General features: G+C 70.2%; 26 protein-coding genes. 17 read left to right on the forward strand and 9 right to left on the reverse strand.

The features are described from left to right. Positions 1–43: 43 nt before the first annotated feature. A complete protein-coding gene (locus ACFWJ8_RS18625; RefSeq protein ID WP_378814354.1) occupies positions 44–928 on the reverse strand; it encodes a PAC2 family protein in 885 nt (294 codons plus the stop codon). Positions 929–1,021: 93 nt separating this feature from the next. Here ACFWJ8_RS18625 and ACFWJ8_RS18630 point away from each other — a divergent pair, with 93 nt between their 5' ends. The 9 genes from ACFWJ8_RS18630 to lnt all read left to right on the forward strand — a co-directional run bounded on the left by ACFWJ8_RS18630 (position 1,022) and on the right by lnt (position 11,022). Further along, positions 1,022–1,735: an HAD family hydrolase gene (locus tag ACFWJ8_RS18630; RefSeq protein ID WP_378814356.1), complete on the forward strand. Its 714-nt coding sequence runs from the start codon at positions 1,022–1,024 to the stop codon at positions 1,733–1,735. Continuing rightward, on the forward strand, positions 1,732–2,784 hold the full coding sequence (locus ACFWJ8_RS18635; RefSeq protein ID WP_378814358.1) for a tRNA (adenine-N1)-methyltransferase: 1,053 nt from the start codon (positions 1,732–1,734) through the stop codon (positions 2,782–2,784). The genes ACFWJ8_RS18630 and ACFWJ8_RS18635 overlap by 4 nt, the downstream gene beginning before the upstream one ends. Positions 2,785–2,793: 9 nt before the next feature. Then, on the forward strand, positions 2,794–3,777 hold the full coding sequence (locus ACFWJ8_RS18640; protein ID WP_378814359.1) for an FKBP-type peptidyl-prolyl cis-trans isomerase: 984 nt from the start codon (positions 2,794–2,796) through the stop codon (positions 3,775–3,777). Between the two features lie 47 nt (positions 3,778–3,824). Further along, complete coding sequence (locus ACFWJ8_RS18645; protein WP_378814361.1) at positions 3,825–4,820, forward strand: helix-turn-helix transcriptional regulator; 996 nt, start codon at positions 3,825–3,827, stop codon at positions 4,818–4,820. Continuing rightward, positions 4,817–5,776 carry a helix-turn-helix transcriptional regulator gene (locus ACFWJ8_RS18650; protein ID WP_378814363.1) on the forward strand — a complete coding sequence of 320 codons (960 nt, stop codon included), beginning with the start codon at positions 4,817–4,819 and terminating at the stop codon, positions 5,774–5,776. Before ACFWJ8_RS18645 ends, ACFWJ8_RS18650 begins: the two co-directional genes overlap by 4 nt. Before the next feature lie 67 nt (positions 5,777–5,843). Continuing rightward, on the forward strand, positions 5,844–6,092 hold the full coding sequence (gene tatA / locus ACFWJ8_RS18655; RefSeq protein ID WP_378814365.1) for a twin-arginine translocase TatA/TatE family subunit: 249 nt from the start codon (positions 5,844–5,846) through the stop codon (positions 6,090–6,092). A gap of 66 nt (positions 6,093–6,158) precedes the next feature. Beyond that, entirely contained in the window at positions 6,159–6,920 is a 762-nt protein-coding gene (gene tatC / locus ACFWJ8_RS18660; RefSeq protein ID WP_378814367.1) for a twin-arginine translocase subunit TatC, read from the forward strand. Next, the gene (locus ACFWJ8_RS18665) at positions 6,917–9,415 is read left to right on the forward strand and encodes a DEAD/DEAH box helicase (RefSeq protein ID WP_378814368.1); all 2,499 of its coding nucleotides are present in this window, start codon (positions 6,917–6,919) and stop codon (positions 9,413–9,415) included. Before tatC ends, ACFWJ8_RS18665 begins: the two co-directional genes overlap by 4 nt. A gap of 23 nt (positions 9,416–9,438) precedes the next feature. Continuing rightward, a complete protein-coding gene (gene lnt, locus ACFWJ8_RS18670) occupies positions 9,439–11,022 on the forward strand; it encodes an apolipoprotein N-acyltransferase (protein ID WP_378814369.1) in 1,584 nt (527 codons plus the stop codon). Between the two features lie 3 nt (positions 11,023–11,025). Here lnt and ACFWJ8_RS18675 read toward each other — a convergent pair whose 3' ends face one another. The 4 genes from ACFWJ8_RS18675 to ACFWJ8_RS18690 all read right to left on the reverse strand — a co-directional run bounded on the left by ACFWJ8_RS18675 (position 11,026) and on the right by ACFWJ8_RS18690 (position 13,776). Next, positions 11,026–11,400 (reverse strand): RNA polymerase-binding protein RbpA, encoded by a 375-nt coding sequence (locus tag ACFWJ8_RS18675; RefSeq protein WP_345543147.1) that lies wholly within the window; start codon positions 11,398–11,400, stop codon positions 11,026–11,028. Between the two features lie 126 nt (positions 11,401–11,526). Continuing rightward, the gene (locus ACFWJ8_RS18680; RefSeq protein WP_378814372.1) at positions 11,527–12,303 is read right to left on the reverse strand and encodes a glycerophosphodiester phosphodiesterase family protein; all 777 of its coding nucleotides are present in this window, start codon (positions 12,301–12,303) and stop codon (positions 11,527–11,529) included. Positions 12,304–12,313: 10 nt separating this feature from the next. Further along, positions 12,314–13,294 (reverse strand): SPFH domain-containing protein, encoded by a 981-nt coding sequence (locus tag ACFWJ8_RS18685; protein ID WP_378814374.1) that lies wholly within the window; start codon positions 13,292–13,294, stop codon positions 12,314–12,316. Next, positions 13,291–13,776 carry an NfeD family protein gene (locus tag ACFWJ8_RS18690; RefSeq protein WP_378814375.1) on the reverse strand — a complete coding sequence of 162 codons (486 nt, stop codon included), beginning with the start codon at positions 13,774–13,776 and terminating at the stop codon, positions 13,291–13,293. Before ACFWJ8_RS18690 ends, ACFWJ8_RS18685 begins: the two co-directional genes overlap by 4 nt. 44 nt (positions 13,777–13,820) lie before the next feature. Here ACFWJ8_RS18690 and ACFWJ8_RS18695 point away from each other — a divergent pair, with 44 nt between their 5' ends. Next, complete coding sequence (locus ACFWJ8_RS18695) at positions 13,821–14,594, forward strand: SDR family oxidoreductase (protein WP_378814377.1); 774 nt, start codon at positions 13,821–13,823, stop codon at positions 14,592–14,594. A 3-nt stretch (positions 14,595–14,597) separates the two neighbouring features. Next, on the forward strand, positions 14,598–16,580 hold the full coding sequence (locus ACFWJ8_RS18700; protein WP_378814379.1) for a prolyl oligopeptidase family serine peptidase: 1,983 nt from the start codon (positions 14,598–14,600) through the stop codon (positions 16,578–16,580). Between the two features lie 63 nt (positions 16,581–16,643). On the opposite strand, the gene ACFWJ8_RS18705 is transcribed toward ACFWJ8_RS18700, so the two are convergent. Next, entirely contained in the window at positions 16,644–17,201 is a 558-nt protein-coding gene (locus tag ACFWJ8_RS18705) for an HdeD family acid-resistance protein (RefSeq protein ID WP_378814381.1), read from the reverse strand. Positions 17,202–17,305: 104 nt separating this feature from the next. On the opposite strand from ACFWJ8_RS18705, the gene ACFWJ8_RS18710 reads away from it, so the two are divergent. The 3 genes from ACFWJ8_RS18710 to ACFWJ8_RS18720 are packed head-to-tail and all read left to right on the forward strand — an operon-like array spanning position 17,306 to position 18,890. Then, on the forward strand, positions 17,306–17,899 hold the full coding sequence (locus ACFWJ8_RS18710) for a sulfite oxidase-like oxidoreductase (RefSeq protein ID WP_378814383.1): 594 nt from the start codon (positions 17,306–17,308) through the stop codon (positions 17,897–17,899). Then, positions 17,896–18,621 (forward strand): ferredoxin reductase, encoded by a 726-nt coding sequence (locus ACFWJ8_RS18715; RefSeq protein ID WP_378814385.1) that lies wholly within the window; start codon positions 17,896–17,898, stop codon positions 18,619–18,621. The genes ACFWJ8_RS18710 and ACFWJ8_RS18715 overlap by 4 nt, the downstream gene beginning before the upstream one ends. Next, positions 18,618–18,890 carry a DUF6510 family protein gene (locus tag ACFWJ8_RS18720; RefSeq protein WP_378814387.1) on the forward strand — a complete coding sequence of 91 codons (273 nt, stop codon included), beginning with the start codon at positions 18,618–18,620 and terminating at the stop codon, positions 18,888–18,890. The genes ACFWJ8_RS18715 and ACFWJ8_RS18720 overlap by 4 nt, the downstream gene beginning before the upstream one ends. A gap of 15 nt (positions 18,891–18,905) precedes the next feature. On the opposite strand, the gene ACFWJ8_RS18725 is transcribed toward ACFWJ8_RS18720, so the two are convergent. Beyond that, complete coding sequence (locus ACFWJ8_RS18725) at positions 18,906–19,826, reverse strand: AEC family transporter (protein ID WP_378814389.1); 921 nt, start codon at positions 19,824–19,826, stop codon at positions 18,906–18,908. Positions 19,827–19,913: 87 nt separating this feature from the next. On the opposite strand from ACFWJ8_RS18725, the gene ACFWJ8_RS18730 reads away from it, so the two are divergent. Continuing rightward, positions 19,914–20,363 (forward strand): pyridoxamine 5'-phosphate oxidase family protein, encoded by a 450-nt coding sequence (locus ACFWJ8_RS18730; RefSeq protein WP_378814391.1) that lies wholly within the window; start codon positions 19,914–19,916, stop codon positions 20,361–20,363. Positions 20,364–20,625: 262 nt separating this feature from the next. Here the strand turns inward: ACFWJ8_RS18730 and ACFWJ8_RS18735 are convergent, their stop codons facing one another. Next, positions 20,626–20,985, reverse strand: a complete 360-nt coding sequence (locus ACFWJ8_RS18735; RefSeq protein ID WP_378814393.1) for an MmcQ/YjbR family DNA-binding protein — start codon at positions 20,983–20,985, stop codon at positions 20,626–20,628. A gap of 82 nt (positions 20,986–21,067) precedes the next feature. Between ACFWJ8_RS18735 and ACFWJ8_RS18740 the strand changes: the two genes are divergently transcribed. Beyond that, a complete protein-coding gene (locus ACFWJ8_RS18740) occupies positions 21,068–21,556 on the forward strand; it encodes a 2'-5' RNA ligase family protein (RefSeq protein ID WP_378814395.1) in 489 nt (162 codons plus the stop codon). Between the two features lie 85 nt (positions 21,557–21,641). On the opposite strand, the gene ACFWJ8_RS18745 is transcribed toward ACFWJ8_RS18740, so the two are convergent. After that, positions 21,642–22,313 (reverse strand): hypothetical protein, encoded by a 672-nt coding sequence (locus ACFWJ8_RS18745; RefSeq protein WP_378814397.1) that lies wholly within the window; start codon positions 22,311–22,313, stop codon positions 21,642–21,644. 95 nt (positions 22,314–22,408) lie between these two features. Between ACFWJ8_RS18745 and ACFWJ8_RS18750 the strand changes: the two genes are divergently transcribed. Then, on the forward strand, positions 22,409–23,182 hold the full coding sequence (locus ACFWJ8_RS18750; protein ID WP_378814399.1) for a TetR/AcrR family transcriptional regulator: 774 nt from the start codon (positions 22,409–22,411) through the stop codon (positions 23,180–23,182). The last annotated feature ends 33 nt before the right edge of the window (positions 23,183–23,215 follow it).

Genomic DNA, 23,215 nt, shown 5'->3' on the forward strand with positions numbered 1-23,215 from the left:
GTCGAAGCACGCTTCGACGGGGCTCGGTCCCTTCCGGATCCGATCAGCGGCCGGGGGAGCGCGGGTCGTCGCGACCCGGCTTCTGCGGCCCGTCGCCCGGACGCCCGTCGGTGCGGCGCAGGTAACGCTCGAACTCCTGGGCGATGGCATCGCCGGAGGCCTCGGGGGAGTCCCACGTGTCGCGCGTGCGCTCGAGCTGGTGGATGTACTCCGTCATCTCCTCGTCGTCGGCCGCGGCGGCGTCGATCGTCGCCTCCCACGTCGCCGCCTCGGTCGCGAGGTCGCCGCGCGGCACGGGTGCACCGGTGAGGTCTTCGAGCTTGTCGAGGAGAGCGAGCGTCGCCTTGGGCGACGGCGTGTGGCCCGCGACGTAGTGGGGGACGCTGGCCCACAGGCTCGCGGTCGGGATGCCGGCCCGCTCTGCGGCGTCGCCCAGCACGCTCAGGATGCCGACGGGGCCCTCGTAAGTGCTGCGCTCGAGCTCGAGCGTGCCGCGGAGCACCTCGTTGTCGCTGCCCGCGAACACCGAGATGGGCCGGGTGTGCGGGACGTCGGACATCATCGAACCGATCGCGACCATGCCCGTGATGTCCTCGCGGAGCGCGACGTCGATGAGCTCGGTCGAGAACGCCTGCCAGGCGCGTGCCGGCTCCACGCCGGTCAGCAGCCAGAGCTGGGTTCCGCGCGTCGCGTGGGTGGGACGCAGCAGCGTGGCCTCCGGCCAGCGCAGGGAGCGACGGCCCTCGCCGTCGATCTCGACGCTCGGACGCGTGTACTGGTAGTCGAAGTACAGCTCGGGGTCGACCGAGAACACGCTCTCGTACGAGCCGCCGTCCCGCAGTTGAGCGATGGCGGACGACGCGGCTTCGCCCGCATCGTTCCACCCGTCGAACGCGGCGACGAGCACCCGGCGACCCAGTCCGTCCACGAGACCCCCTTCACCCGCAGCGGCTGCGGGTTCACTCCAGGATAGGCCTCTCGTCCCCCGGAGGGTCGGAGACCCCCTGGGTAGGATTGGACGGTGAATGCACCTCGTCTCGCCGCCGTCCTGTGGGACATGGACGGAACCCTCGTCGACACCGAGCCTTACTGGATGGCCGCGGAGACCCCTCTCATCGAGAGCTTCGGCGGCTCCTGGTCGCACGAGCAGGCACTCGGCCTGGTGGGGATGGGGCTGGAGGACTCGGCCCGCATCCTGCAGGACGCCGGGGTGCGGATGAGCACCGACGCGATCATCGACCACCTCACCTCGGAGGTCATGCGCCAGCTCTCGGAGACCGGCATCCCGTTCCGTCCCGGCGCACGGGAGCTGCTCGCGAGCCTGCGCGCCGCCGGCGTCAAGACCGGGCTGGTGACGATGTCGATGCGGCGCATGGCGCAGACGGTCGTCGACCTCATCGACTTCGAGGCGTTCGACGTCATCATCGCCGGCGACGACGCGACCCGCCCGAAGCCGTTCCCGGACCCGTACCTGCAGGCGTGCGAACTGCTCGGGGTCGCTCCCGAAGAGACGGTGGCGATCGAGGACTCGCCCAACGGGCTGCGCTCGGCCGTCGCCTCGGGCGCGTCGGTGATCGGCGTGCCGCTCATGGTGTCGCTCACCGGGGCCGGCGCCCACACGCTCTGGGAGACGCTGGACGGCCGTACGGCCGACGACGTCGCCGTCTTCCACCAGACCCACCGCGCCCGTGTGCGCGCGAGTGACACCGCCACCGCCGAGGAGAACGCGCGATGACCGACGAGACCACCCGACCGAGCGGCCCGTTCCGTCTCGGCGACCGCGTGCAGCTCACCGGGCCCAAGGCCCGCCTGCACACGATCACGCTCCGTGAAGGCGGCGAGCTGCACACGCATCACGGCGTGCTCAAGCATGAGCAGCTCGTCGGCCAGCCCGACGGCTCCGTCGTCGCCAACAGCGGCGGCCACGAGTATCTGGCGCTGCGACCGCTGCTGCGCGACTTCGTCATGTCGATGCCCCGCGGCGCGGCGATCGTGTACCCGAAGGATGCCGCGCAGATCCTCGCCGAAGCCGACATCTTCCCCGGGGCGACGGTCGTCGAGGCCGGCGTCGGATCCGGCGCGCTGTCGCTGTGGCTGCTGCGCGCGATCGGCCCCGAGGGGCGGCTGGTGTCGTTCGAGCGCCGTGACGACTTCGCCGCGGTGGCGAAGGCCAACGTCGAGACGTTCACCGGCGCCACACCTGCCAACTGGGACGTCGTGGTGGGCGATCTCGCCACGGAGCTCCCGCAGGCGGTCGCCGAGGCGTCCGTGGACCGCGTCGTGCTCGACATGCTGGCGCCCTGGGAGTGCATCGACGTCGTGGCCGACGCGCTCACCCCCGGCGGCGTCGTGGTCTGCTACGTCGCGACCGCGACGCAGCTGAGCCGCGTCGCGGAATACATCCGTGCCACCGGCCTGTTCACCGAGCCCGACGCGAACGAGACGATGGTGCGCGGCTGGCATGTCGAGGGCCTCGCGGTGCGGCCCGACCACCGCATGGTGGCGCACACCGGCTTCCTCGTGTGGGCGCGCCGGCTCGCTCCCGGTGCCGTGCCGCCCGAGGTCAAGCGCCGCGCGTCGAAGTCGAGCTACGGCGACGAGGACGTGGAGCTGTGGACCCCCGGCGCCGTCGGCGACCGTCAGATCACCGACAAGAACCTCCGCAAGCGCGTGCGGGAGGCCGAGCGCGCCGCCGAGGGCGCGCGCCTCGCCGCGGCGGGTGCGCAGGGTGAGAGCGCGACGCATGAGGAGGGCGGCACGGAAGACGCCGGGCGCACCGCCTAGACTGTTCCGGTGCGCAAGATCCCCGTTGCCCTCGTCGTCCTGGGCCTGGTGACCGTCGGCCTCACCGGATGCTCGCTTTCGAGCTCCTCGTCCGCAGACTGCTCGCGGACCCCGGTGGCCAACCCCGACGTGATGAAGCTCATCGACGTCACGGGCGACACCGACAGCGAGCCGAAGGTCGACGTGTACACGCCGCTGCACGCATCGCACCTCGGGTACGAGGACGTGGTGACCGGTGACGGCACGGCGATCACCTCGGACGACCAGCTGATGGTGATGGACGTGTCGCTGTTCAGCGGCGCGACGGGCGACCCGATCGTCGCCACCGCGTATGACGGCGACTTGTCCCGCGTGACCTCTCCGTCGCAGTGGGCGACCAACTTCCCGGGCTTCGAGACGGCGCTCGAGTGCGCGACGGCCGGCTCCCGCGTGGCGGTCGCCCTCTCGCCCGACGACCTCGGGGCCGACGTCGCGTCGAGCTTCCAGCTCGCCGCCGACGACTCGGTCGTCGCAGTTCTGGACGTCCACAAGGTGTACCTGGCGTCCGCCACCGGCGCGCTGCAGTTCAACAGCGGCTTCGGCCTGCCCAGCGTCGTCCGCGCCCCGGGCGGCCGCCCCGGCATCACGATCCCGAGCGGCACGCCCGCGCCGAAGGATCTCGTGATCCAGACGCTCATCAAGGGCGACGGCGAGAAGGTCACCGGCGACCAGCCCGTGCGCGTGCACTACACCGGCGTCGTGTGGGGCGCCGACGAGGCCTTCGACACCACGTGGGACGGCTCAGGCGCCTCCGTGACGCTCGACGGCGTCGTGCCCGGATTCGCGAAGGCGCTCGAAGGTCAGACCGTCGGCTCGCAGGTGATGGTCGTGATCCCGCCCAGCCAGGGTTACGGCGACGAGGAGAAGGCGTCGATCCCTGCGAACTCGACGCTGGTGTTCGTGATCGACATCCTCGGTCTCGACGCCGAGGCGCCGGCATCCGACCAAGGCTGATCCGGCGCGTCCGAGACCGGGCTCCGGCCCGGCCATAGGATAGGCGGGTGCCTGCCACCGCCGCCGCGAAGATCCCGCCCGAGGAGCGTCTGCTCAACCTCGTGGTGGCCCTCATCGCGACCGATCAAGGCCTGACCAAGGACACGATCCTGACGTCCGTCGCGGGCTACCGCGAGCAGAGCGAGGCGGGCGCGTCCAAGGACGCGCTCGAGAAGATGTTCGAGCGCGACAAGGAGTCGCTGCGCGGGCTCGGCGTGCCGATCGAGACGATCGGCGACTGGGCCGACCCCGACGATCTCCGCGAAGCCCGGTACCGCGTGCCGAGCGCGGAGTACGAGCTGCCCGAAGACATCGACTTCACTCCCGCGGAGCTGGCCCTGCTGAACCTGGCCGGGGGAGTGTGGAGCGAGAGCTCCATGTCGGACGATGCGCGCAGCGGCCTGCGCAAGATCCGTGCGCTCGGCGACCTCGTCGACGAGCCCATCATCGGCTTCTCGCCGCAGCTGAACCCGCGCGACCCCGCATTCCCCGCGCTGCATCAGGCGATCGACGCCACCAGAGTGGTGACCTTCCCGTACCTCAAGCCGGGCGAGAGCGCACCGCGCGTCCGGCGCATCCAGCCGCTGGCCCTCGTCGAGTACGAGGCGCGCTGGCACGTGTTCGGCATCGACCTCGACGTGCACGCCGACCGCACGTTCCTGCTGTCGCGCGTCGTCGGCCCGGTCGTGCAGGCTCGCGGGTCGTTCGACCCGGCGCTGCGCGAAGGTGCCGGCGAACGCGCGCTCGCGGGTCTCGAAGCCGTCGCCGCCCGCAACAGCGCGCTGCTCGAGGTGAATCCCGGCACCGAGGCCGCATTGCGCCTCGCGCGCCGGGCGACACCCGCCGAGCAGGGCATCCGCGTGCCGTACGTCGACGTGCACATCTTCGCGGACGAGCTCGCCTCGTACGGGCCTGAAGTGCGTGTCGTCGCGCCGGCGGATCTGCGCGACCGGGTGATCGACCGCCTCGCGGCCACCCGCGAGGCTCACGGAGGTGTCGCATGAGTCCTCGCCCGCTGGTGGCGACCGATCGCGCCGCCCTCATGCTCCAGCTCGTGCCGTACCTGATCGGCAAGGGCGAGGTCTCGCTGGTCGAGGCCGCAGCGGAGTTCGACGTGACGCCGGCGCAGATGCGATCGATGGTCGAGAAGCTCACCGTCATCGGCCTGCCCGGCGATCGCGGGTACTGGCAGATGGCCAACGATCTGTTCGACATCGACTGGGACCTGCTCGACGAGCGGGACCTCATCGTCATCACGAACGCCGTCGGCCTGGAGCGGGCACCCAAGCTCACGGCGCGCGAGGCGGCCGCACTGCTCGCGGGGCTGCAGCTGGCGCGGTCGATCCCGGGAGTCGGCGACACCGAACTGTACGCCGGCCTGCTCGCCAAGCTCGCGCGCGGCGCGTCGGCCACGCCGGCGGAGGTCATCCTGGCTCCCGAGCCCGTCGACGCGGTACGCGACCTGGTCGCCGATGCGCTGCGCCGCCACGTGGCCGTCTCGTTCACGTACAAGGCTCCGGATGCCGCCCCCACGACCCGTACCGTCGATCCGGTGAAGGTGCACATCGCGAGCGGCCAGTGGTACCTGCAGGGCTGGTGCCACCTGCGCGAGGCGATGCGCACGTTCCACCTGGACCGGGTGAGCGACCTCGAGCTGACCGGCATCCGCAGCACGCACGCGGAAGAGCCCGCACCGGCGTGGTTCGACACGGACGCCGGCGAGGTGGTCGCACGCGTGCGGTTCCCCGAGGCCGCCGCTCCGCTGCTGGGCGACTACCTCGACCGCGCTGTGCTCGACACGGCCGACGGCATGACGGTGGCGACCATGCGCGTCGCCGACGAGCTGAGCCTGCGCCGCCTGGCGGCGCGCCGCAGCAGCGTCGTCGAGGTGCTCGAGCCCCCCGCCGCGCGACGCGCGGTCGCCGAATGGGCCGAGGCCGGACTCGCACAGTACCGCTGAAAGCGGTTCGCACCGGTTCCCAGCGGGTTACACTGGACCCACAGCCGCACCGACAAGGAGATTCCGCATGGGCGCATTCGGATGGCCGCATCTTCTGATCATCCTCGCGGTGATCCTGCTCCTGTTCGGGGCCGCCAAGCTCCCGGCACTCGCCAAGAGCGTCGGTCAGTCCGCCCGGGTCTTCCGGGGCGAGATGAAGGCGATGAAGGACGACGACGCGACCGCGAAGGCCGCCAAGGTCGACAACGCCGCGCCCGAGACCCCCGCAGCAGACGCCCCCGCGAGCTCGAGCAGCACCTCAGACACGTCCTCCTGACCTGCCGTGGTCACCACGGAACCACCGCGCATCGAGGAGCCTGAGCAGCCTCGGCGCGATACGCGCATGTCGCTCAGGGAGCACCTGCTCGAGCTGCGCAAGCGCCTCTTCATCGCCGCCGCCGGACTGATCGTCGGCATGATCGTGGCGTTCATCATCAGCGGCACGGTCATCGATCTGTTGTCGCAGCCGATCGAGCAGATCGCCAGCGAAGCCGGCCGGGAGTACACGGCGCTCAACTTCACGACCGTCTCCAGCGGCTTCGATCTGCACATGCGCATCGCGTTCGCGATCGGCCTGCTGATCTCGGCGCCGGTGTGGCTGTGGCAGATCTGGGCGTTCATCATGCCCGGCCTCACGCGCAAGGAGGTCCGCTACACGGTCGGCTTCCTCGCCGCCGCCATCCCGCTGTTCTGCGCGGGACTCTACGTCGGCTGGCTGATCATGCCGCACATGGTGGTGCTCATGGCCAACTTCGTGCCGAACGGGCAGGGCATCGCGCAGTTCTACGACTACGCGACCTACTACGACTTCGTCTTCAAGCTGCTGCTGGTGATCGGGGTGTCGTTCGTCACGCCCGTGTTCCTCGTGGCGCTGAACCTCGCCGGTGTGGTGTCCGGGCGCGGCATCCTCAAGGGGTGGCGTGTCGCGATCATCGTCATCACGGTGTTCGCCGCGGCGGCGACCCCTGCGGCCGATGTCACGTCGATGCTGCTGCTGGCCGGCATCCTGTGCGTGCTGTACTTCGCCGCAGTGGGGCTGTCGATGCTGTTCGACCGCCGTAAGGCGAAGCGCAACGCCAAACTCCTGCCGCCCGAGGTCTCGTGAGCGATCCCGCCCCCGCCGAGCGCTACGCGCGCGCGAGCGATTCGGCGCGCCGCGGCCGCACACATCCGCTGACGGCTGCGTTCGCGGCATCCCAGCCGTTCGATCTCGACCCGTTCCAGCTGGAGGGATGCCGCGCCCTCGAAGAGGGCCGCAGTGTCCTGGTCGCCGCACCGACGGGGGCCGGCAAGACCATCGTGGGCGAGTTCGCCGTGCACCTCGCGATGCGAGAGCCGGGTGACAAGGCCTTCTACACGACGCCGATGAAGGCGCTGTCGAACCAGAAGTTCCGCGAACTGCAGGAGGTGTACGGCGTCGACGAGGTGGGCTTGCTCACCGGCGACACCAACATCAACGGCAACGCCCGCGTGGTCGTCATGACGACCGAGGTGCTGCGCAACATGCTGTACGCCGATTCGCCGGCGCTGCGCGGGCTGCGATACGTCGTCATGGACGAGGTGCACTATCTCGCCGACCGGTTCCGCGGCGCGGTGTGGGAAGAGGTCATCATCCACCTCGCGCCCAGCGTGCGGCTCGTGTCGCTGTCGGCGACCGTGTCGAACGCCGAGGAGTTCGGCGACTGGCTCGACACCGTCCGCGGAGACACCGAGGTCATCGTGTCGGAGACGCGTCCGGTGCCGCTGGAGCAGCACGTCCTCGTGCGCGGCGATCTGCTGCCGCTCTTCGACGACCGCGCAGGCATTGCCACCGCGCAGGTCAACCAGGAGCTCATGCGCATCCGCTCGTTCAAGGGCTCCAACTTCGAGAACAACCGCCGTGTGCAGTCCGCCAACAGTGCGCGGCACGGCGGGTACGAGGCGCCCCGTCGACGTCCGAACCGCGGTATGAAACGGCCGGTCCGCTCTGCCAACGTCCAGCGCATCGAGCGGATGGACCGGCCCGATGTCGTCGAGCTGCTGTCACGGGCGAACCTGCTGCCGGCGATCTTCTTCATCTTCAGTCGCGTCGGGTGCGACGCCGCCGTGCAGCAGGTGCGACGCGCCGGAGTGCGGCTCACGTCGCCCGAGGAACGGCAGGAGATCCGTCAGGTCGTCGAGGAGCGTACGCGGACGCTGCTCGAGGAGGACCTCGCGGTTCTCGGCTTCTGGGAGTGGCGCGACAACCTCGAACGCGGTGTGGCTTCGCACCACGCGGGCCTGCTGCCGGCATTCAAAGAGGTCGTCGAGGAGCTGTTCCAGCGCAAGCTCGTGAAGGTCGTGTTCGCCACCGAGACGCTCGCGCTCGGCATCAACATGCCCGCGCGCACCGTCGTCCTCGAGAAGCTCGAGAAGTTCAACGGCGAAGCCCGCGTCGCCATCACATCGGGGGAGTACACGCAGCTCACCGGGCGGGCGGGGCGGCGGGGCATCGACGTCGAAGGACACGCGGTCATCCAGTGGACCGAGGGGCTCGATCCGCAGGCGGTCGCCGCACTGGCGTCGCGCCGCACGTATCCGCTCAACTCCAGCTTCCGGCCGACGTACAACATGGCCGTCAACCTCATCGACCAGTTCGGTCGCGCGAAGGCGCGCGAGATCCTGGAGTCCTCGTTCGCGCAGTTCCAGGCCGACCGAGCGGTCGTCGGCATCGCGCGGCAGGTGCGCGAGCTCGAGGAGTCGCTCGCTGGTTACGCCAAGGCGATGACATGCGACCGGGGCGACTTCGCGGAGTACTCCCGCATCCGCCGCGAGCTGAGCGACCTCGAGAAGACGAACCGCAAGGACGCCAACGCGTCGCGCCGCACGCGGGATGAGCGGCAGCGGCACATCGCGAGCCTGCGCAAGCAGATGCAGCGCCACCCCTGCCACTCCTGCCCCGACCGCGAGCACCACGCCCGGTGGGCCGAGCGCTACTGGCGAATGAAGCGCGACGTCGACAAGCTGCGGCGCCAGATCGAGACCCGCACCGGCACCGTCGCCCGCATCTTCGACCGCGTCGTCGACGTGCTCGCCGCCCTGGAATACGTGGCGGTGTCGGACGACGGCGCGACTGCGCTGACCCCGGCCGGGCGCACCATGCGCCGCATCTACGGCGAACGGGACCTGCTCGTCGCCGAGTCGCTGCGTCGCGGCATCTGGAAGGACCTGGATGCCGCCTCGCTGGCCGCTCTCGCGTGCGCGCTGGTATACGAACCGAGGCGGGACGACGGCGGCCCGGGGGAGCGCGGGCTTCCGCGAGGCGCGTTCCGCACCGCGTTCGACGCGACACTCACCCTGTGGCAGGAGCTCGACGACCTGGAGCGCGAACACCGGCTGCCCGGCTCCGAGCCGGTCGCGGCCGGTCTCTCCGGCGCCATGCACTCGTGGGCGCGGGGCGGGACGCTCGACCGCGTGCTCGTCGAGGCCGATATGGCGGCCGGGGACTTCGTGCGCTGGTCGAAGCAGACGATCGATCTGCTCGATCAGCTGTCGATCGTGGCGGATCAGCCGATCGCCGGGACCGCGCGCAAGGCGCTCGACGCGGTGCGGCGCGGCATCGTGGCGTACTCGGGCGTCTAGGCGGCTCGCCTAGGCTGGAAGCCGTGCCCGACGCGCCGCCTCGCCCCGCTCTTGAGCGCCCGCTCCTTCCCCTCTGGGCCGCGGTCATCGCGGCGGCAGCGGGCGGACTGGCGCTGACCACGGCGTTCCCTGCCCTGGCATGGTGGCCCATGGTGTTCGTCGCGATCCCGCTGACGCTCGTGAGCCTCATCGGGCGTCGCGCGTGGGGCGCGGTGCTCGTGGGCCTCGTGTTCGGCCTGGCGTTCTTCCTCGTGAACGTGTCGTTCACGGCGCGCTACCTCGGGCCGGTGCCGTGGCTCGCGCTGTCGATCCTCGAGGCGGCGCTGACGGCCGTGGCCGCCGTGCCCATCGCGCTGGCGTACCGCTGGCTGCCGCGCGTGCGCAACGGCGCCTGGGCGCGCCTGGTGGCGCTTCCCGCGCTCGTCGCGGCGCTGTGGGTGCTGCGGGAGCAGCTGCTGGGCACGTGGCCGTACGGCGGGTTCCCGTGGGGGCGGGTGGGCATCACGCAGGCCGACAGCCCGCTCGCGAGCGTCGCATCCTGGGTCGGCGTCGCGGGCCTGTCGTTCTTCATCGTCATGCTGTGCGCGTCCGCCGTCGAGTGGGTGCGCCTCGGCCGGTTCCGTGACCTCCGCACGCCGCTGCCCGCAGTCCTGCTCATCGTCCTGCTGTTCGCCCTGCCGCAGTTCCCGACCACGGATGCCGGCACCATGCGCGTCGCCGCCGTCCAGGGCAACGGCCCTGCCGGGTACTTCGACGAGCGCAGCCGCAACGATGTGCTCAACGCGCAGCTGTCGGCGACCGCCCCGCTGTTCGGCGAGGACGTCGACGTGCTGCTGTGGCCCGAGGGCGGCGTGGACTCCGACCCGACGATGAACGAGAGCACCGCGCGGACCCTCGACGAACTGGCCGCTCGCATGGACGCCCCGCTCGTCGTCGCGGCGGTGACGCAGCGCGGCGATGAGTACTTCAACTCGTCGCTGCTGTGGGAGCAGGATGCCGACAACCCGGTCGACGTGTACGACAAGCGGCATCCCGTCCCGTTCGGGGAGTGGGTGCCCGATCGCGGGTTCTACCGGCTGTTCGCGCCGGACCTCATCGATCTGATCCAGCGCGAGTACACGCCCGGCGGCGCGCGGCCGTACTTCGATGTCGACGGCGTGGGCGTCGGTCTCGCGATCTGCTTCGACGTGATCTACGACGACGTGGTGTGGGACGGTGCGAAGGACGGCGCCGAGGTCTTCATGTTCCAGACGAACAACGCCGACTTCCGCGGCACCGACGAGAACCTGCAGCAGCTCGCGTTCGCACGCATGCGGGCGGTCGAGACCGGGCGCTCGGTGGTCAACATCTCCACGGTCGGCACAAGTCAGATCATCGCTCCGGACGGGTCCGAGATCGCGGGCATCCCCGCCGACACGGCAGGACACATGCTCGAGGACGTGCCGCTGCGCACCGGGCTCACGCCCGCGGTGTTCGCCGGCGCCGGCATCCAGCTGCTGCTGGTGTGGGGCGCTGTCGCCGCGCTGCTGACGGTCGGCGTCCTGGGGCGCCGGCGCAACGCGAAATCGCCGGCCCCCGAAGGGACCGGCGTCGCAGGTATCGACTGAGCGTCAGGCGCTGAGCTTCGCGGCGTCTTCTCCGCCGCGGCGCGCACGCAGATAGGCGAGGCGCTCTTCGAGGAGCTCTTCGAGCTCGGGGATGGTGCGGCGCTCCAGGAGCATGTCCCAGTGGCTGCGGGGCGTCTTGTCGCCCGAGTGGTCGACCGTCGCCGTGCCCTCGCCGACGCGCAGGAGCGCCTCGGCGCCACACGTGCGGCACTCCCAGGCCGGGGGGACCTCGGCGTCAGCCGCGAAAGTCAGGGTCGTGTCGCGTCCGCACGTCGAACACGTGTAGATGTGCTGTGCACGCTCATGGAAAACGACGCCCTCTTCGCTCTGTAGGCTCTGGGCGCCGAGTCGGATGCCGCGCAGGCTGCGGTCTGCCATTTTGTGGTCCTCTCGTCGCTGTACAGGTATAACGAAGTGACCTGAGCGGATCATCCGAAGCGGGCCCGTTCAACGACCTTTCACAGTGGATGCACAGCGGGGAAGGACGCCCGCCATCCCCGTGTGCTAAAGGAGCACCTCGAGGGCGATGTCGGCCCGATCGGTGACGATGCCGTCGACGCCCAGCGCGACCAGCCGGCGCATGTCGGCGGGATCGTTCACGGTCCACACATGGACCTCGACATCGTGACGGTGCGCGGCGGCGAGGAGCCGCGGCGTCACGATCCGGATCCGCCCCTGACGCTCAGGCAGCTGGAGCGCGTCGACACCGCGCAGCGCAGGCGCCACGAGCCGATCCGACCGGATCGACAGCGCCGCGAGAAGCCGCGCGATCGTCCCCGACCCGGCCGACGTCGCGGGAGGGATGCCGCGGCCCGCCGCCGCTGCGGCCGCCAGGGCCGCGCGCCTCCGATCGTCCGAGAAGCTGGCGACGAGGACGCGGGCGCCGAACGGTGCGACGGTCGTCCCGACGGCGGTGGCGGCATCCCTCGCCTTCACGTCGAGGTTGAATCGCACCGTCGGGAAGGCGTCGAGCGCCTGGGCGAGGGTGATCAGCCCGCCGCGGTCGGCCATGAGCCTCTCGAGCTCGGAGACGGTGACCTCGGCGATCCGGCGGGGATCGCCGGTCACGCGCGACAGGTCCTCGTCGTGGAACAGCACGACCGTTCCGTCGGCGGTGAGGTGGCAGTCCGACTCGACGTACGTGGCGCCCGCCGAGTGCGCGGCGGCGACCGCCGCGAACGAGTTCTCGACGATGCCGCTCGCCGCCGCCTCGGGCGTCACCAGACCGCGGTGCGCGAGGACGCGCGGTCTCGCCTCACCGGCGAACCAGGGATGGGTCACAGCGGCTGGATCACGACGCGGGGTCGGTGCTCCGGGTCACGGCGCCCGCGGACGCCGAAGCGCCTGTGCCAGACGCGCGGCCCTTGCCGGCGGCATCCGCCATCACCCCTGCGAACGAGCCGGACAGACCCTTGAGCGCCTCCGTGAACTCGCTCGGGATGATCCAGAGCTTGCTCGATGCGCTGTCGGCGATCTTCGGGAGCGTCTGCAGGTACTGGTACGCGAGCAGCTTGTCGTCGGGGTTGCCCGAGTGGATGGCGTCGAAGACGGTCTGGATGGCCTCGGCCTCGCCCTGAGCGCGCAGCACGGCCGCCTGCTTGTCGCCCTCGGCCCGGAGGATCTCGGCCTGCCGGCGGCCCTCGGCCTCGAGGATCTGCGACTGCTTCGAGCCCTCGGCCGTCAGGATCGCGGCGCGGCGGTCGCGCTCGGCGCGCATCTGCTTCTCCATCGAGTCCTGGATCGACAGGGGCGGGTCGATCGCCTTGAGCTCGACGCGACCCACGCGGATGCCCCACTTGCCGGTCGCCTCGTCGAGCACGACGCGCAGCTGCCCGTTGATGTTGTCGCGGCTGGTGAGAGCCTCTTCGAGGTTCAGGCCGCCGACCACGTTGCGGAGCGTGGTGGTGGTGAGCTGTTCGACGGCGCCGAGATAGTTCGCGATCTCATACGTCGCTGCGCGCGCGTCGGTCACCTGGAAGTAGACGACGGTGTCGATCGACACGACGAGGTTGTCTTCGGTGATCACGGGCTGCGGCGGGAAGGAGACCACCTGTTCGCGCATGTCGATCAGCGGGCGGAGCCGGTCGATGAACGGCACCAGGAGGTTCAGTCCGGGGGAGAGGGTCTTGTGATAGCGGCCGAGGCGCTCCACGATCCCGGCGCTCGCCTGCGGGATGATGCGGATCGACCGGAAGATGACGACCAGCACGAAGATGAAGACCGCGATCGCGAGGATCCACCCGATCGCGGTGGGGATGATGGAGTCGTTCACAGGTGGGGCTCCTCAGCGGGGTTGAGCGATTCGGGGGTGCGCACGATCGCGGTGGCACCGTCGATGCGGCTGACCAGGATGCGGGTGCCGGGTTCGAGGTCGCCGCGCTCCGCGCGGGCCGTCCACACATCTCCGTTGACGAGCTTGACCTGCCCGCTGTGGGCCCCCACGGTCGAGACGACCGTGCCGGTGAGGCCGATGAGCCGATCCACGTTCGACGGTGTGGGATCCTCGCCCCGTCGAAGGCGCCGCAGCAGCGGCGGCCGAAGGAACAGGATCAGTAGGGCGCCGGCCGCAGCGGCGATGATCACCTGCAGCCAGATCGGGGCGCCGAGCAGGTCTGCGCCGAGTCCGGCGAGCCCGCCGATCGACAGCATCAGGAACGTGAAATCGAGCGTGAGCATCTCGATGACGAGGAAGACGAGGATCAGGACGAGCCAGCCGATCCACGCCCATTGCTCGATGGTCTGGATGAGCTCCACGGTGCGCCTCCTCTTGCCTCGAACCTAGCAGGTAGGGTCGTTGCGTGACTGAGACTTCCACCCCGATTCCTGCTGGTTCGCTGAGCGGCAAGACCGCCCTCGTCACCGGCTCGTCACGAGGCATCGGCGCCGACACCGCGCGCTACCTCGCCGAGGCCGGCGCGAACGTCGTCATCAACTACCGCAACAAGGCCCCGCGCGCCGAGAAGCTCGCGCGCGAGCTGCGCGAGCTCGGCGTGCAGACCCTTGTCGTGGGCGCGGACCTCACCGACGAGGCATCCGTCCAGGCGATGTTCGACGAGGTGCAGCGGGCGTTCGGCGGGCTCGACATCCTGGTGCTGAACGCCTCGGGCGGCATGGAGTCCGGCATGGCCGAGGATTACGCCCTCAAGCTCAACCGCGACGCTCAGGTGAACGTGCTCGAGACGGCGCTGCCGCTCCTCGGCGAGGGCTCGCGCGTGGTGTTCGTGACGAGCCACCAGGCCCACTTCATCCGCACCACCCCGACGATGCCCGAGTACGAGCCGGTCGCGCTGTCCAAGCGCGCCGGCGAGGACGCCCTGCGCGAGCGCATCCCGGCGCTCACCGACCGCGGGGTCGAGTTCGTCGTCGTGTCGGGCGACATGATCGAGGGCACCATCACGGCGACGCTCCTCGAGCGCGCCAACCCGGGCGCCATCGCGGCACGCCGCGAGGACGCGGGCAAGCTCTACAACGTGTCGGAGTTCGCCGCCGAGGTGGCCGCAGCCGCGCACGAGCCGGTCCCGGCCGACAACACGCGCCTCATCGGCGACGTGTCGTCGTTCGGAGTGGAGTGACCGATGCGCGCCACTGACATCGAGACGCTGGTCTCGGTCTCGCGCCCCGACATCGCCCGGGACGGGTCGTTCGCCGTGTTCGCGACGTCGCGCCCCGACATCGCCGCCAACCGCGGCGTCGGCCAGGTGTGGCGCGTCGACCTGCCCGAGGGCACGCCTCGCCGACTCACGCGGGGCACCGCCGACGGCGCGCCGCGGCTGTCGCCCGACGGCACGCGCCTGGCATTCGTCCGCGGCGACGCGAAGGGCAAGCCGCAGGTGCACGTGATCCCCGCCGGCGGCGGCGAACCGGTGCAGGCGACGGAGGCCGTCCTCGGCATCGAGGACTATGCGTGGTCGCCGGACGGCGCCTCGATCGCGTTCCTCGCTCGCGTCCCCGAGAAGGGCCGCTACGGCAGCGTCGAGGGATTGGATGCCGCGGCCGAGTCGCCGCGGCACATCACCGGCATCCGCTGGCACGCCAACGGCCTGGGCTACATCGGCGACCGCCCCTCGCACCTCTTCGTCATCGCCGCCCCGGACGTGGCGGCCGAGCCGTTCTACGAGCCGGCCGCCGCCGTTCGCGACGACGATGCGCCGCCGCCGAAGAAGACCGTCGTGGCCGCCGAGGCGCAGCAGCTCACCGAAGGCACGACCTCGCACGCCGGACTGGTGTTCTCAGCCGACGGCCGGGAACTGCTCACCGCGACCGACGAGATCGAGTCCGCGGTGCGCGACCTGCGCACGCGCATCGTCGCGATCGCGGTCGACGGCTCGGGCGAGCGCGAAGTGCTCGGCGTGGACGCCGGACTGTCGCTGTTCGACATCGCCGTCGCCGACGACGGTGCGGTCGCGGTGCTCGGTCATGAGGTCGGCGACGGCCGCGACTTCGTCGCACCGGGAGTCGGACTGTGGCTGCTGGAGACCGCCGGTCCGCGACGCCTCACCGACGCCGACGACGTGTACCTCGGCGAAGGTCACCTCAGCGCGGACGGCGACGACTTCCTCGCCCACGACGGCACGCGCGGCCGCGTGCGCCTGCTCCGCGTCTCACGCGACGGCGCCGTGTCGGAGGTGCTGGGCGGCGACCTCGAGGTCGGCGGACACGCCGCGGCCGGCGAGCGCGTCGTCGCCGCCGTTGCGCGCCCCGACTCGTTCGGCGAGCTGGTGCTCGTCGATGGCGGCGCTGCGCGCACCCTGACCGGCTTCGGAGCGGAGGCCGTGGCATCCGGGATCTCGATCCCGCGCGAGCTCACCGTGACCGGCCGCGACGGCTATCCCGTCCACGGCTGGGTCGCCACGCCCGAGGGTGAGGGGCCGTTCCCCGTAATCCTGCAGATCCACGGCGGGCCGTTCGCGACCTACGGCGTGCACCTGTTCGACGAGACGCAGGTGCTGGTCGACGCCGGGTATGCCGTCGTCTACTCGAACCCGCGCGGCTCCGCCGGGTACGGTCCCGCGCACGGTCGCAGCATCCGTCAGCAGATGGGCACCGTCGACTTCGCCGACGTCATCGACTTCCTCGAGGGCGCGATCGCGGCGGACGAGCGGCTCGACGGCGATCGGGTGGGCGTCCAGGGCGGCTCGTACGGCGGCTACCTCACCGCGTGGGTCATCGCGCACGACCACCGCTTCGCCGGCGCGATCGTCGAACGCGGCTTCCTCGAGCCAGTTTCGTTCCAGGGCACGAGCGACATCGGGTCGTTCTTCGGCGACGAGTACGTCGGGGTCTCGGCGGATGACATCGCCCGCCAGAGCCCCATGGCCGTCGTCGGCCAGGTGACGACCCCGACGCTGGTGATGCACTCCGAGCTGGACTTCCGGTGCCCGCTGGAGCAGGCGACCCGGTACTACTCGGCGCTCAAGCGCCAGGGCACCGAGGCAGAGATGCTGGTGTTCCCCGGTGAGAACCACGAGCTCACGCGGTCGGGCCAGCCGCGGCACCGCGTCGAGCGCTTCGATGCCGTGCTGGACTGGTGGGCACGCCACCTGCCGGTCGGCGGCTGACGATCGATACGAGAAGGCCCCGGGAGCGGATGCTCCCGGGGCCTTCTGTCGTTCAGCCTCGGATCAGAGGTCGCCCTTGAAGGTGAAGGCGCGAACGATGTTGATGATGCCGAGGACGATGAGCGAGATGCCCAGGATCCACCAGAGCACGATCGTGCCCCAGACCGGCGAGAACAGCACGATGATGCCCGCGATGATGCTCAGGATGGCGAAGAAGATCGACCAGCCCTTCGACGCCGCGTCACCGAGCGTCGACAGCGCGACGATGCCCTCGACGATCCACATGATGCCGACGAGGATGCCGATGAACAGCGCGAGCCACGCGGTCGAGGCGGCGAGGTTGAACAGCGCCACGACGCCGGCGATGATGAACAGGATTCCCAGGACGATGTGGCCGACGCGCGCCCACCCGCCCTTGGTCTTGGAGAAGATGCCGAGCCCGGCGTACACGAGACCCGCGGCGATGGCGTAGATCGCGATGATCGCGGTGACGACCGCTGCGGTCTTGCCCGGCCAGACCAGGATCAGGATGCCGACGATGAGCGCGAGGACGCCGCCGATGCCGAGCGCGGTGCGGATTCCGTTGACGGCCGACTTCTCGGCCTCGGATGCGGTGGACATGAGGGGTGCCTTTCTGAAAGTTTCCTGAATGGAATGCGGCTAAAGCTTAGACCCCACGTCGAACATGACTGCGACGACCGGCCGCGGGGTGTAAAACAGCGTTCATGGCCGTCATCTCCAGAGGATTCGGCGCTCGACGCCGAGACAGTGATCCGCACCTGCCACCGGGGCAGTACCTGACCGAGGACTTCCCGGTGCTGTCGGCCGGGCCCACGCCGCGCATCGAGACCGACGCGTGGCGCTTCGGCATCCGCAGCGAGGCGGGGTCTGAGGTGTCGTGGACGTGGGACGAGTTCCTCGCCCTGCCGTCGGAGGACGTGCACACCGACATCCACTGCGTGACCCGCTGGTCGAAGCTCGGCACCTCCTGGCGAGGCGTCTCGCTCGACACGCTGCTGGCGACGGTCGACACCGAGGCCGCGTACGCGATGGCGCACTCCTACGGCGGATACACGACGAACATCCCGCTCGACGAGCTGCGCGACGGCCAGGCGTGGATCGCCTACGAGTTCGACGGCGAGCCGCTCGACCCCGAGCACGGCGGGCCGGCGCGGCTCCTCGTGCCGCACCTGTACTTCTGGAAGAGCGCGAAGTGGGTCCGCGGCCTCACCCTCATGGAGGACGACGAGCCCGGGTTCTGGGAGCAGAACGGGTACAACATGCACGGCGACCCGTGGACCGAGGAGCGATATTGGTGACCGTCGGCGGCTGGAGCGCTGCACGCGTGGTCGAGGTCGCCGACGTCACGCCGTCGGCGCGCGTGCTGCGCGTCACGGTGCCTGGCTGGCCCGGCAGCGAGGCCGGCCAGCACGTCGATGTCCGCTTGACTGCGGAGGACGGCTATCAGGCGGTGCGGTCGTACTCGCTCGGCTCGTACGGGCCTTCCGACACGATCGAGCTCGCTGTCGACGAGATTCCCGACGGCGAGGTGTCGCCCTATCTCGTGCGGGATGTGCTGCCCGGCGACGAGCTGGAGATCAAGGGGCCGCTCGGCGGCTACTTCGTGTGGCGGGCCGGGGGAGGGGAGCCGGTGCAGCTCATCGCGGGCGGGTCGGGGATCGTCCCGCTGGTGGCGATCGCGAGGGCTGCGAGGGATGCCGGGGCCGCGGCATCCCTCCGTCTGCTCTACTCCGTGCGAACGGCGGGAGACGCGATATATCGCGATGAGCTGGAACGCGGCGCCGTGGACGGGGGAGTGGCGGTCACGTGGCGCTACACGCGGACGGCGCCCGACGGCTGGCAGGGGAGCGTCGGCAGGATCGACGCCGACGCGCTGCGCGCCGCGGTGTGGGCGCCCGAGCGGCAGCCGATCGTGTACGTGTGCGGTCCGACGGGGTTCGTCGAGCACGTCGCCGACGCGCTCGTCGAGCTCGGGCACGCACCCGAGCGGATCAAGACGGAACGGTTCGGAGGTGCATGATGCGGGCGGAGAACGCGACGAGCACGGTAGACGGCAACGCGGCCGCCGGAATGCTGTGGGATGTCTTCGGCACGGACGTCACGGCACTCGTCGGGGTGTGCGGCGGCTGCGGGGCGGCCGCGCCGTTCGCCGAGACCGTCGTCGAGCTCGACGAGGCGGCGGCGATCATCCGCTGCCGATCCTGCACGCACACCCTGTTCACCGTGCTGCGGGACGAGCGGGGCGTGCGGCTGATCCTCGGCGTGCTGCACGAGATCGTTCGGGAGTGAGCGCCGCCGGGGGAGTCAGCCCAGCAGCAGCGTGATGAGGATCAGCACCGGGACGCAGCCGATCGTGGTGAGGAACACCGTGTCGCGCGAGATCGTCTCGCCGATGTCGTAGCGCTGCGAGTAGTTGAAGACGTTCTGCGCCGTCGGGAGCGCCGCGAGCACGGTGACCACGAGGACGTCGTGCGCGCTGAGGCCGAACACGAACTCCGCGACCGCCCACGCGATGAGCGGCATCGCCACGAGCTTCAGGATCGTCGCCAGCACGATGTCGCGGCGGTGTCCGGATGCGCCGAGCACGCGCTGACCGTGCAGCGAGATGCCGTAGGCGATCAGCAGCACCGGCACGCAGGCGTTCGCGATGAGCAGCGCCGGCTGCAGGACGACCGGCGGCAGCTCGATCCCCAGCACCGACACCAGCGTCCCCAGCACCGATCCCAGCACGATCGGGTTCGTCGCCACCCGGGTCACGGAGCGCCAGAGCGACGTGCGCGCGGTGGTGACGGCATCCAGGATCGCCATCGTGATCGGCGTGAACAGCAGCAGCTGCATGAGGATCACGGGCGCCGGGTACGCCGCGCTGCCGAGCAGGTACAGCGACAGCGGGATGCCGATGTTGTTCGAGTTGACCTGGCCGGCGCTGAGGGCTCCGATGACCGTCTCGCCGACCGAGCGGCGGAACCCGAACCGTGCGATGAGCGCGTACACGACGATCACGGCGACGGCGGCGATCGCCGAGACCGGAAGCAGCGACGAGAACAGCGTGTGCACGTCCGCCTGCGACAGCACCGTGAACAGCAGGAACGGCGAGAGCACGAAGAACGTGAGCCGGGCCAGGACCGGTCGTGCATGCTCGCCGAGCAGGTCGATGCGGCCGAGGATCCAGCCCACGAGGATCGCCACGCCCACCACGACGAACCCGGTGAGCGACTCCAGCATGCTTCGAGCCTAGAGAAATCGTTCCCTGGGCGTGAATCGTGTGGCGCCGTCTGACAGACTGGCTCGCTGAACAGACAGGGGAGTCGGATGCCTGAACCACGCGATCGTGCGACCCGCAAGGCCGATCTCATGACGGCGCTGATGGCGCCCGCCGCCGACGCGTGGGTCGCGACGGCGTCGCCGGACGGAGGACCGCATCTCGTGCCGCTGTCGTTGGCGTGGATCGACGACCGCGCGGTGATCGCACTGGCCGCGGCATCCGTCACGGCGCGCAATCTCGGATCGTCCGGCGTGGCACGTCTCGCCGTCGGTCCCACGCGGGACCTCGCGCTCATCGACGTCGAAGTGGAGCGCTCGACGCCCCTCGACGACGACGGTGCCATCGGCGAGGCGTATGCGGCGCAGGCGGACTGGGATCCGCGCGGCCTGGACGGCTATGTCTACCTCGTGCTGCGGCCGACGCGCATCCAGGCGTGGCGCGAGTCGAACGAGCTGGCCGGCAGGGTGCTGATGCGTGACGGCGCGTGGGTCGTGTGATTCTGAGACGTCGTTACGTCACGGCGGTATCTGCGTCGTGCTCGCGCAGTTCGCCGTGTCGCGACGGCTCGGGGACGGTGGATGCCGGCGGCAGCCCCTCTTGATGCGATCGAGGCCGGAAGGGGCTCTGAGAGCGGTATGCGGCATCCGATCGGGTATAGCCGATAATGCACATTATGTCAGCTCGATTTCAGGCGGCGAGACTCCGGTATCAGATGAGACCCTCCCCACCTGGGGTTTTTCGCTACGCGCGACGATGCGCTCAGCCTGGACCGTTCGGATGCGCCAGGTCATAGGCACGTGAGAGCTTCTGCGGCACGACCATGCGCCACGCGTCGACGACGAGCTCCCGTGCCTCATCCGGAGCGAGTGCAGCGAGGTCGGAACTCACCCAGTGGAACCTGAGGTCTGACGGCGACGGCAGCCGGAACTTCTCGGGTTGACCGCCGACGAGGCCCTCCCGCATCTCTTTCGGGAAGGCGAACTCCATCGTGCGCTCATCCAGCGAGAACGCGACGTAGACCAGCTGCGCGACCCGGAACTTGAGGCGACCCCGCACGAGCACCTCGTAAGACCGCTCCAGCGTCGACCCCAGCGCGCGGACATCCTCGATCGTGGCCATGTGGTCTCCGTCCACGAGGATAACGGCCTCCCCTCCCCTGCGGGTGTCCTCGACGAGCTGACGGATCGGCCAGACTGTGGGCGTGACGACGCATGAGAGTCGAGAGCTGTTCGTCGTGGTGGCGTTGCCCGACCCGCTCGAGGTCGGGTCGACATTTCGTCGGCGTGCGTGGCCCGCGCACGTCACGCTCGCGTCGAACTTCGCCGTGGACGGCGCCCGTGACGCCGTCCTGAGCGCGGTGCGAGGCGTCTGCGCGGAAGAGCCGCCGCTGGAAATCCGCTTCGGTGACGAGGCGCGGTTCGGCCCGCGCGGAGACATCGCGGTGCAGCTGGTCGAGTCCGCGCAGATCGTCGACCTGCACGAGCGGCTGGCCGACGCCGTCGAACGGCTCGAGGGGTTCGCCGCGGAGGAGCCCGCGCACTGGCGCGGCGGCTATCGCCCCCACATGACCCACGTGCCCGGTGTCGTGACGCCGGCCGGCGCGAGGTCTCGGCTGGTGTGCATCGCCAACGCCGTCATGGCGGGGAGCATGGCGACAATCATCTCGACGGCCGCTCTCGTGGACGCGTAGGCGAGACCGGGAGCGCTCGCGCCTCGGCCGTGATCGTGCCCGCAGTCCTGGACGTCGTCCTTCCGGGATCGCGGGCACGAAGGGCTCACGTGTTCTCAGGCGCCTTCCGGCGCAGGACGGCGATCCCGACGACGGCGAGCCAGAGGGCGGCGATCCCGTTGAACATCGCGACGGCGCCCCAGCCGTTCGAGGCGTAGAACTCCGACGAGTTGTAGCCGAAGAACATCGACGGCACGCCGGCCAGGTGCAGGAGCGCGATGCCGAACGCCGACCAGCCGACCCACGGGGCGAGCGCCCGCGTGCGGAGCACCGCGTACCCGAAGGCCACGCCGAACACCGCGAGCAGGAGGTGTGAGATCGAGCCGTACAGCAGATACGTCGGCACCGTCCGGGTCGGATCGATCAGCTCGGCCGTCTGGATCGCGCTGCTGCCTTCCAGTCCCTTCGCGACCATGTCGACGATCGTCCAGGCGACCCCGACGGTGCCCGCAACCGCACCGAACCACTCGTACCGTGCGTCCGCGCGACCGATCAGGAATCGCACCCCGCTCATGAAGATCAGGAACGCCGTCAGTGCCAGGAAGTTGAACAGGGTGCGCGCCAGGATCAGCCCGTCCGGCATGAGCGAGCCGGTGTCGACGCTGCAGGTGTTGCAGGCTGGGACGACGAAGTACAGCGGAAGCTCGGCGAGGGCGAAGATCCCTCCGGCGATGGCCGCTCCCCCGATCCACCGCTGAGCGGTCCGTGGAAAGGGCAACTGTGTAAGCATTGAAGTGTTCATGGCATGCACAGTAGCCTTAACTGTGTAAGCCGTCTACTATTTATCTCGAAGACGTCGAGAGGATGCCGCGCATGACGCCCGCCGCCCCAGATCGCCCCCTCGCAGCCGAGATCGACCTCGACGCGCTGCCTCCCGGCCTGACCGCCGCGTGGGGCGTCGTCGAGACGGAGGGGCGCCGCGGGCCCAAGCCGGCGCACACCGTCGACGAGGTCGTCCAGGCCGCGACGGCGCTGGCGGACGAGGAGGGGATCGCCGCGGCATCCCTCCCCCGCGTCGCGGCACGGATCGGCGTGAGCACGAACGCGCTCTACCGCTACGTGAGCTCGAAGGACGAGCTGCTCGTGCTCGTCGCCGACCGGGCGTGGGGCGACCCTCCGAAGCTCGCCGGTGACGACTGGCGCGCGGCGGCGGCGCTCTGGGCGCGACGGCTGTTCGAGCAGTTCGCCGCCCGGCCGTGGCTGCTCGACGTGCCGCGGACGGTGCCTCTCACTCCGCACAACGCCGCCTGGCTGGATGTGCTGATCGGCGCGCTCGCGCCGACCGGCATGGGGGCGCAGCAGATGCTGAACTGCGCGTACCTGCTCGACAGCCATGCCCGCTACGGCGCGGATCTGCGACGCAACGCGCCGACCCCGGCCGAGCTGCGCCGCGCGAACCCGGATCAGCAGCGCGCCATGAGCGCCGTGCGCGGGTTCCTCGACGCGCAGCTGCGCGCGCGCCGGCTCGACGCGGTCGCAGACGTCATGCAGGAGCCGATGTTCCTCGCCGACGAGCCCCCGCTCGATGGGTTCGAGTTCGGGCTCGACCGCATCCTCGACGGGATCGCGGCGTACGTCGAGCGGTAGTCCGGCTGAGGCAGCAGCGGGCCGACGGTCGTG

Origin of the sequence: Microbacterium sp. NPDC058389 (assembly GCF_042722305.1) — a bacterium.
Lineage (GTDB): Bacteria > Actinomycetota > Actinomycetes > Actinomycetales > Microbacteriaceae > Microbacterium.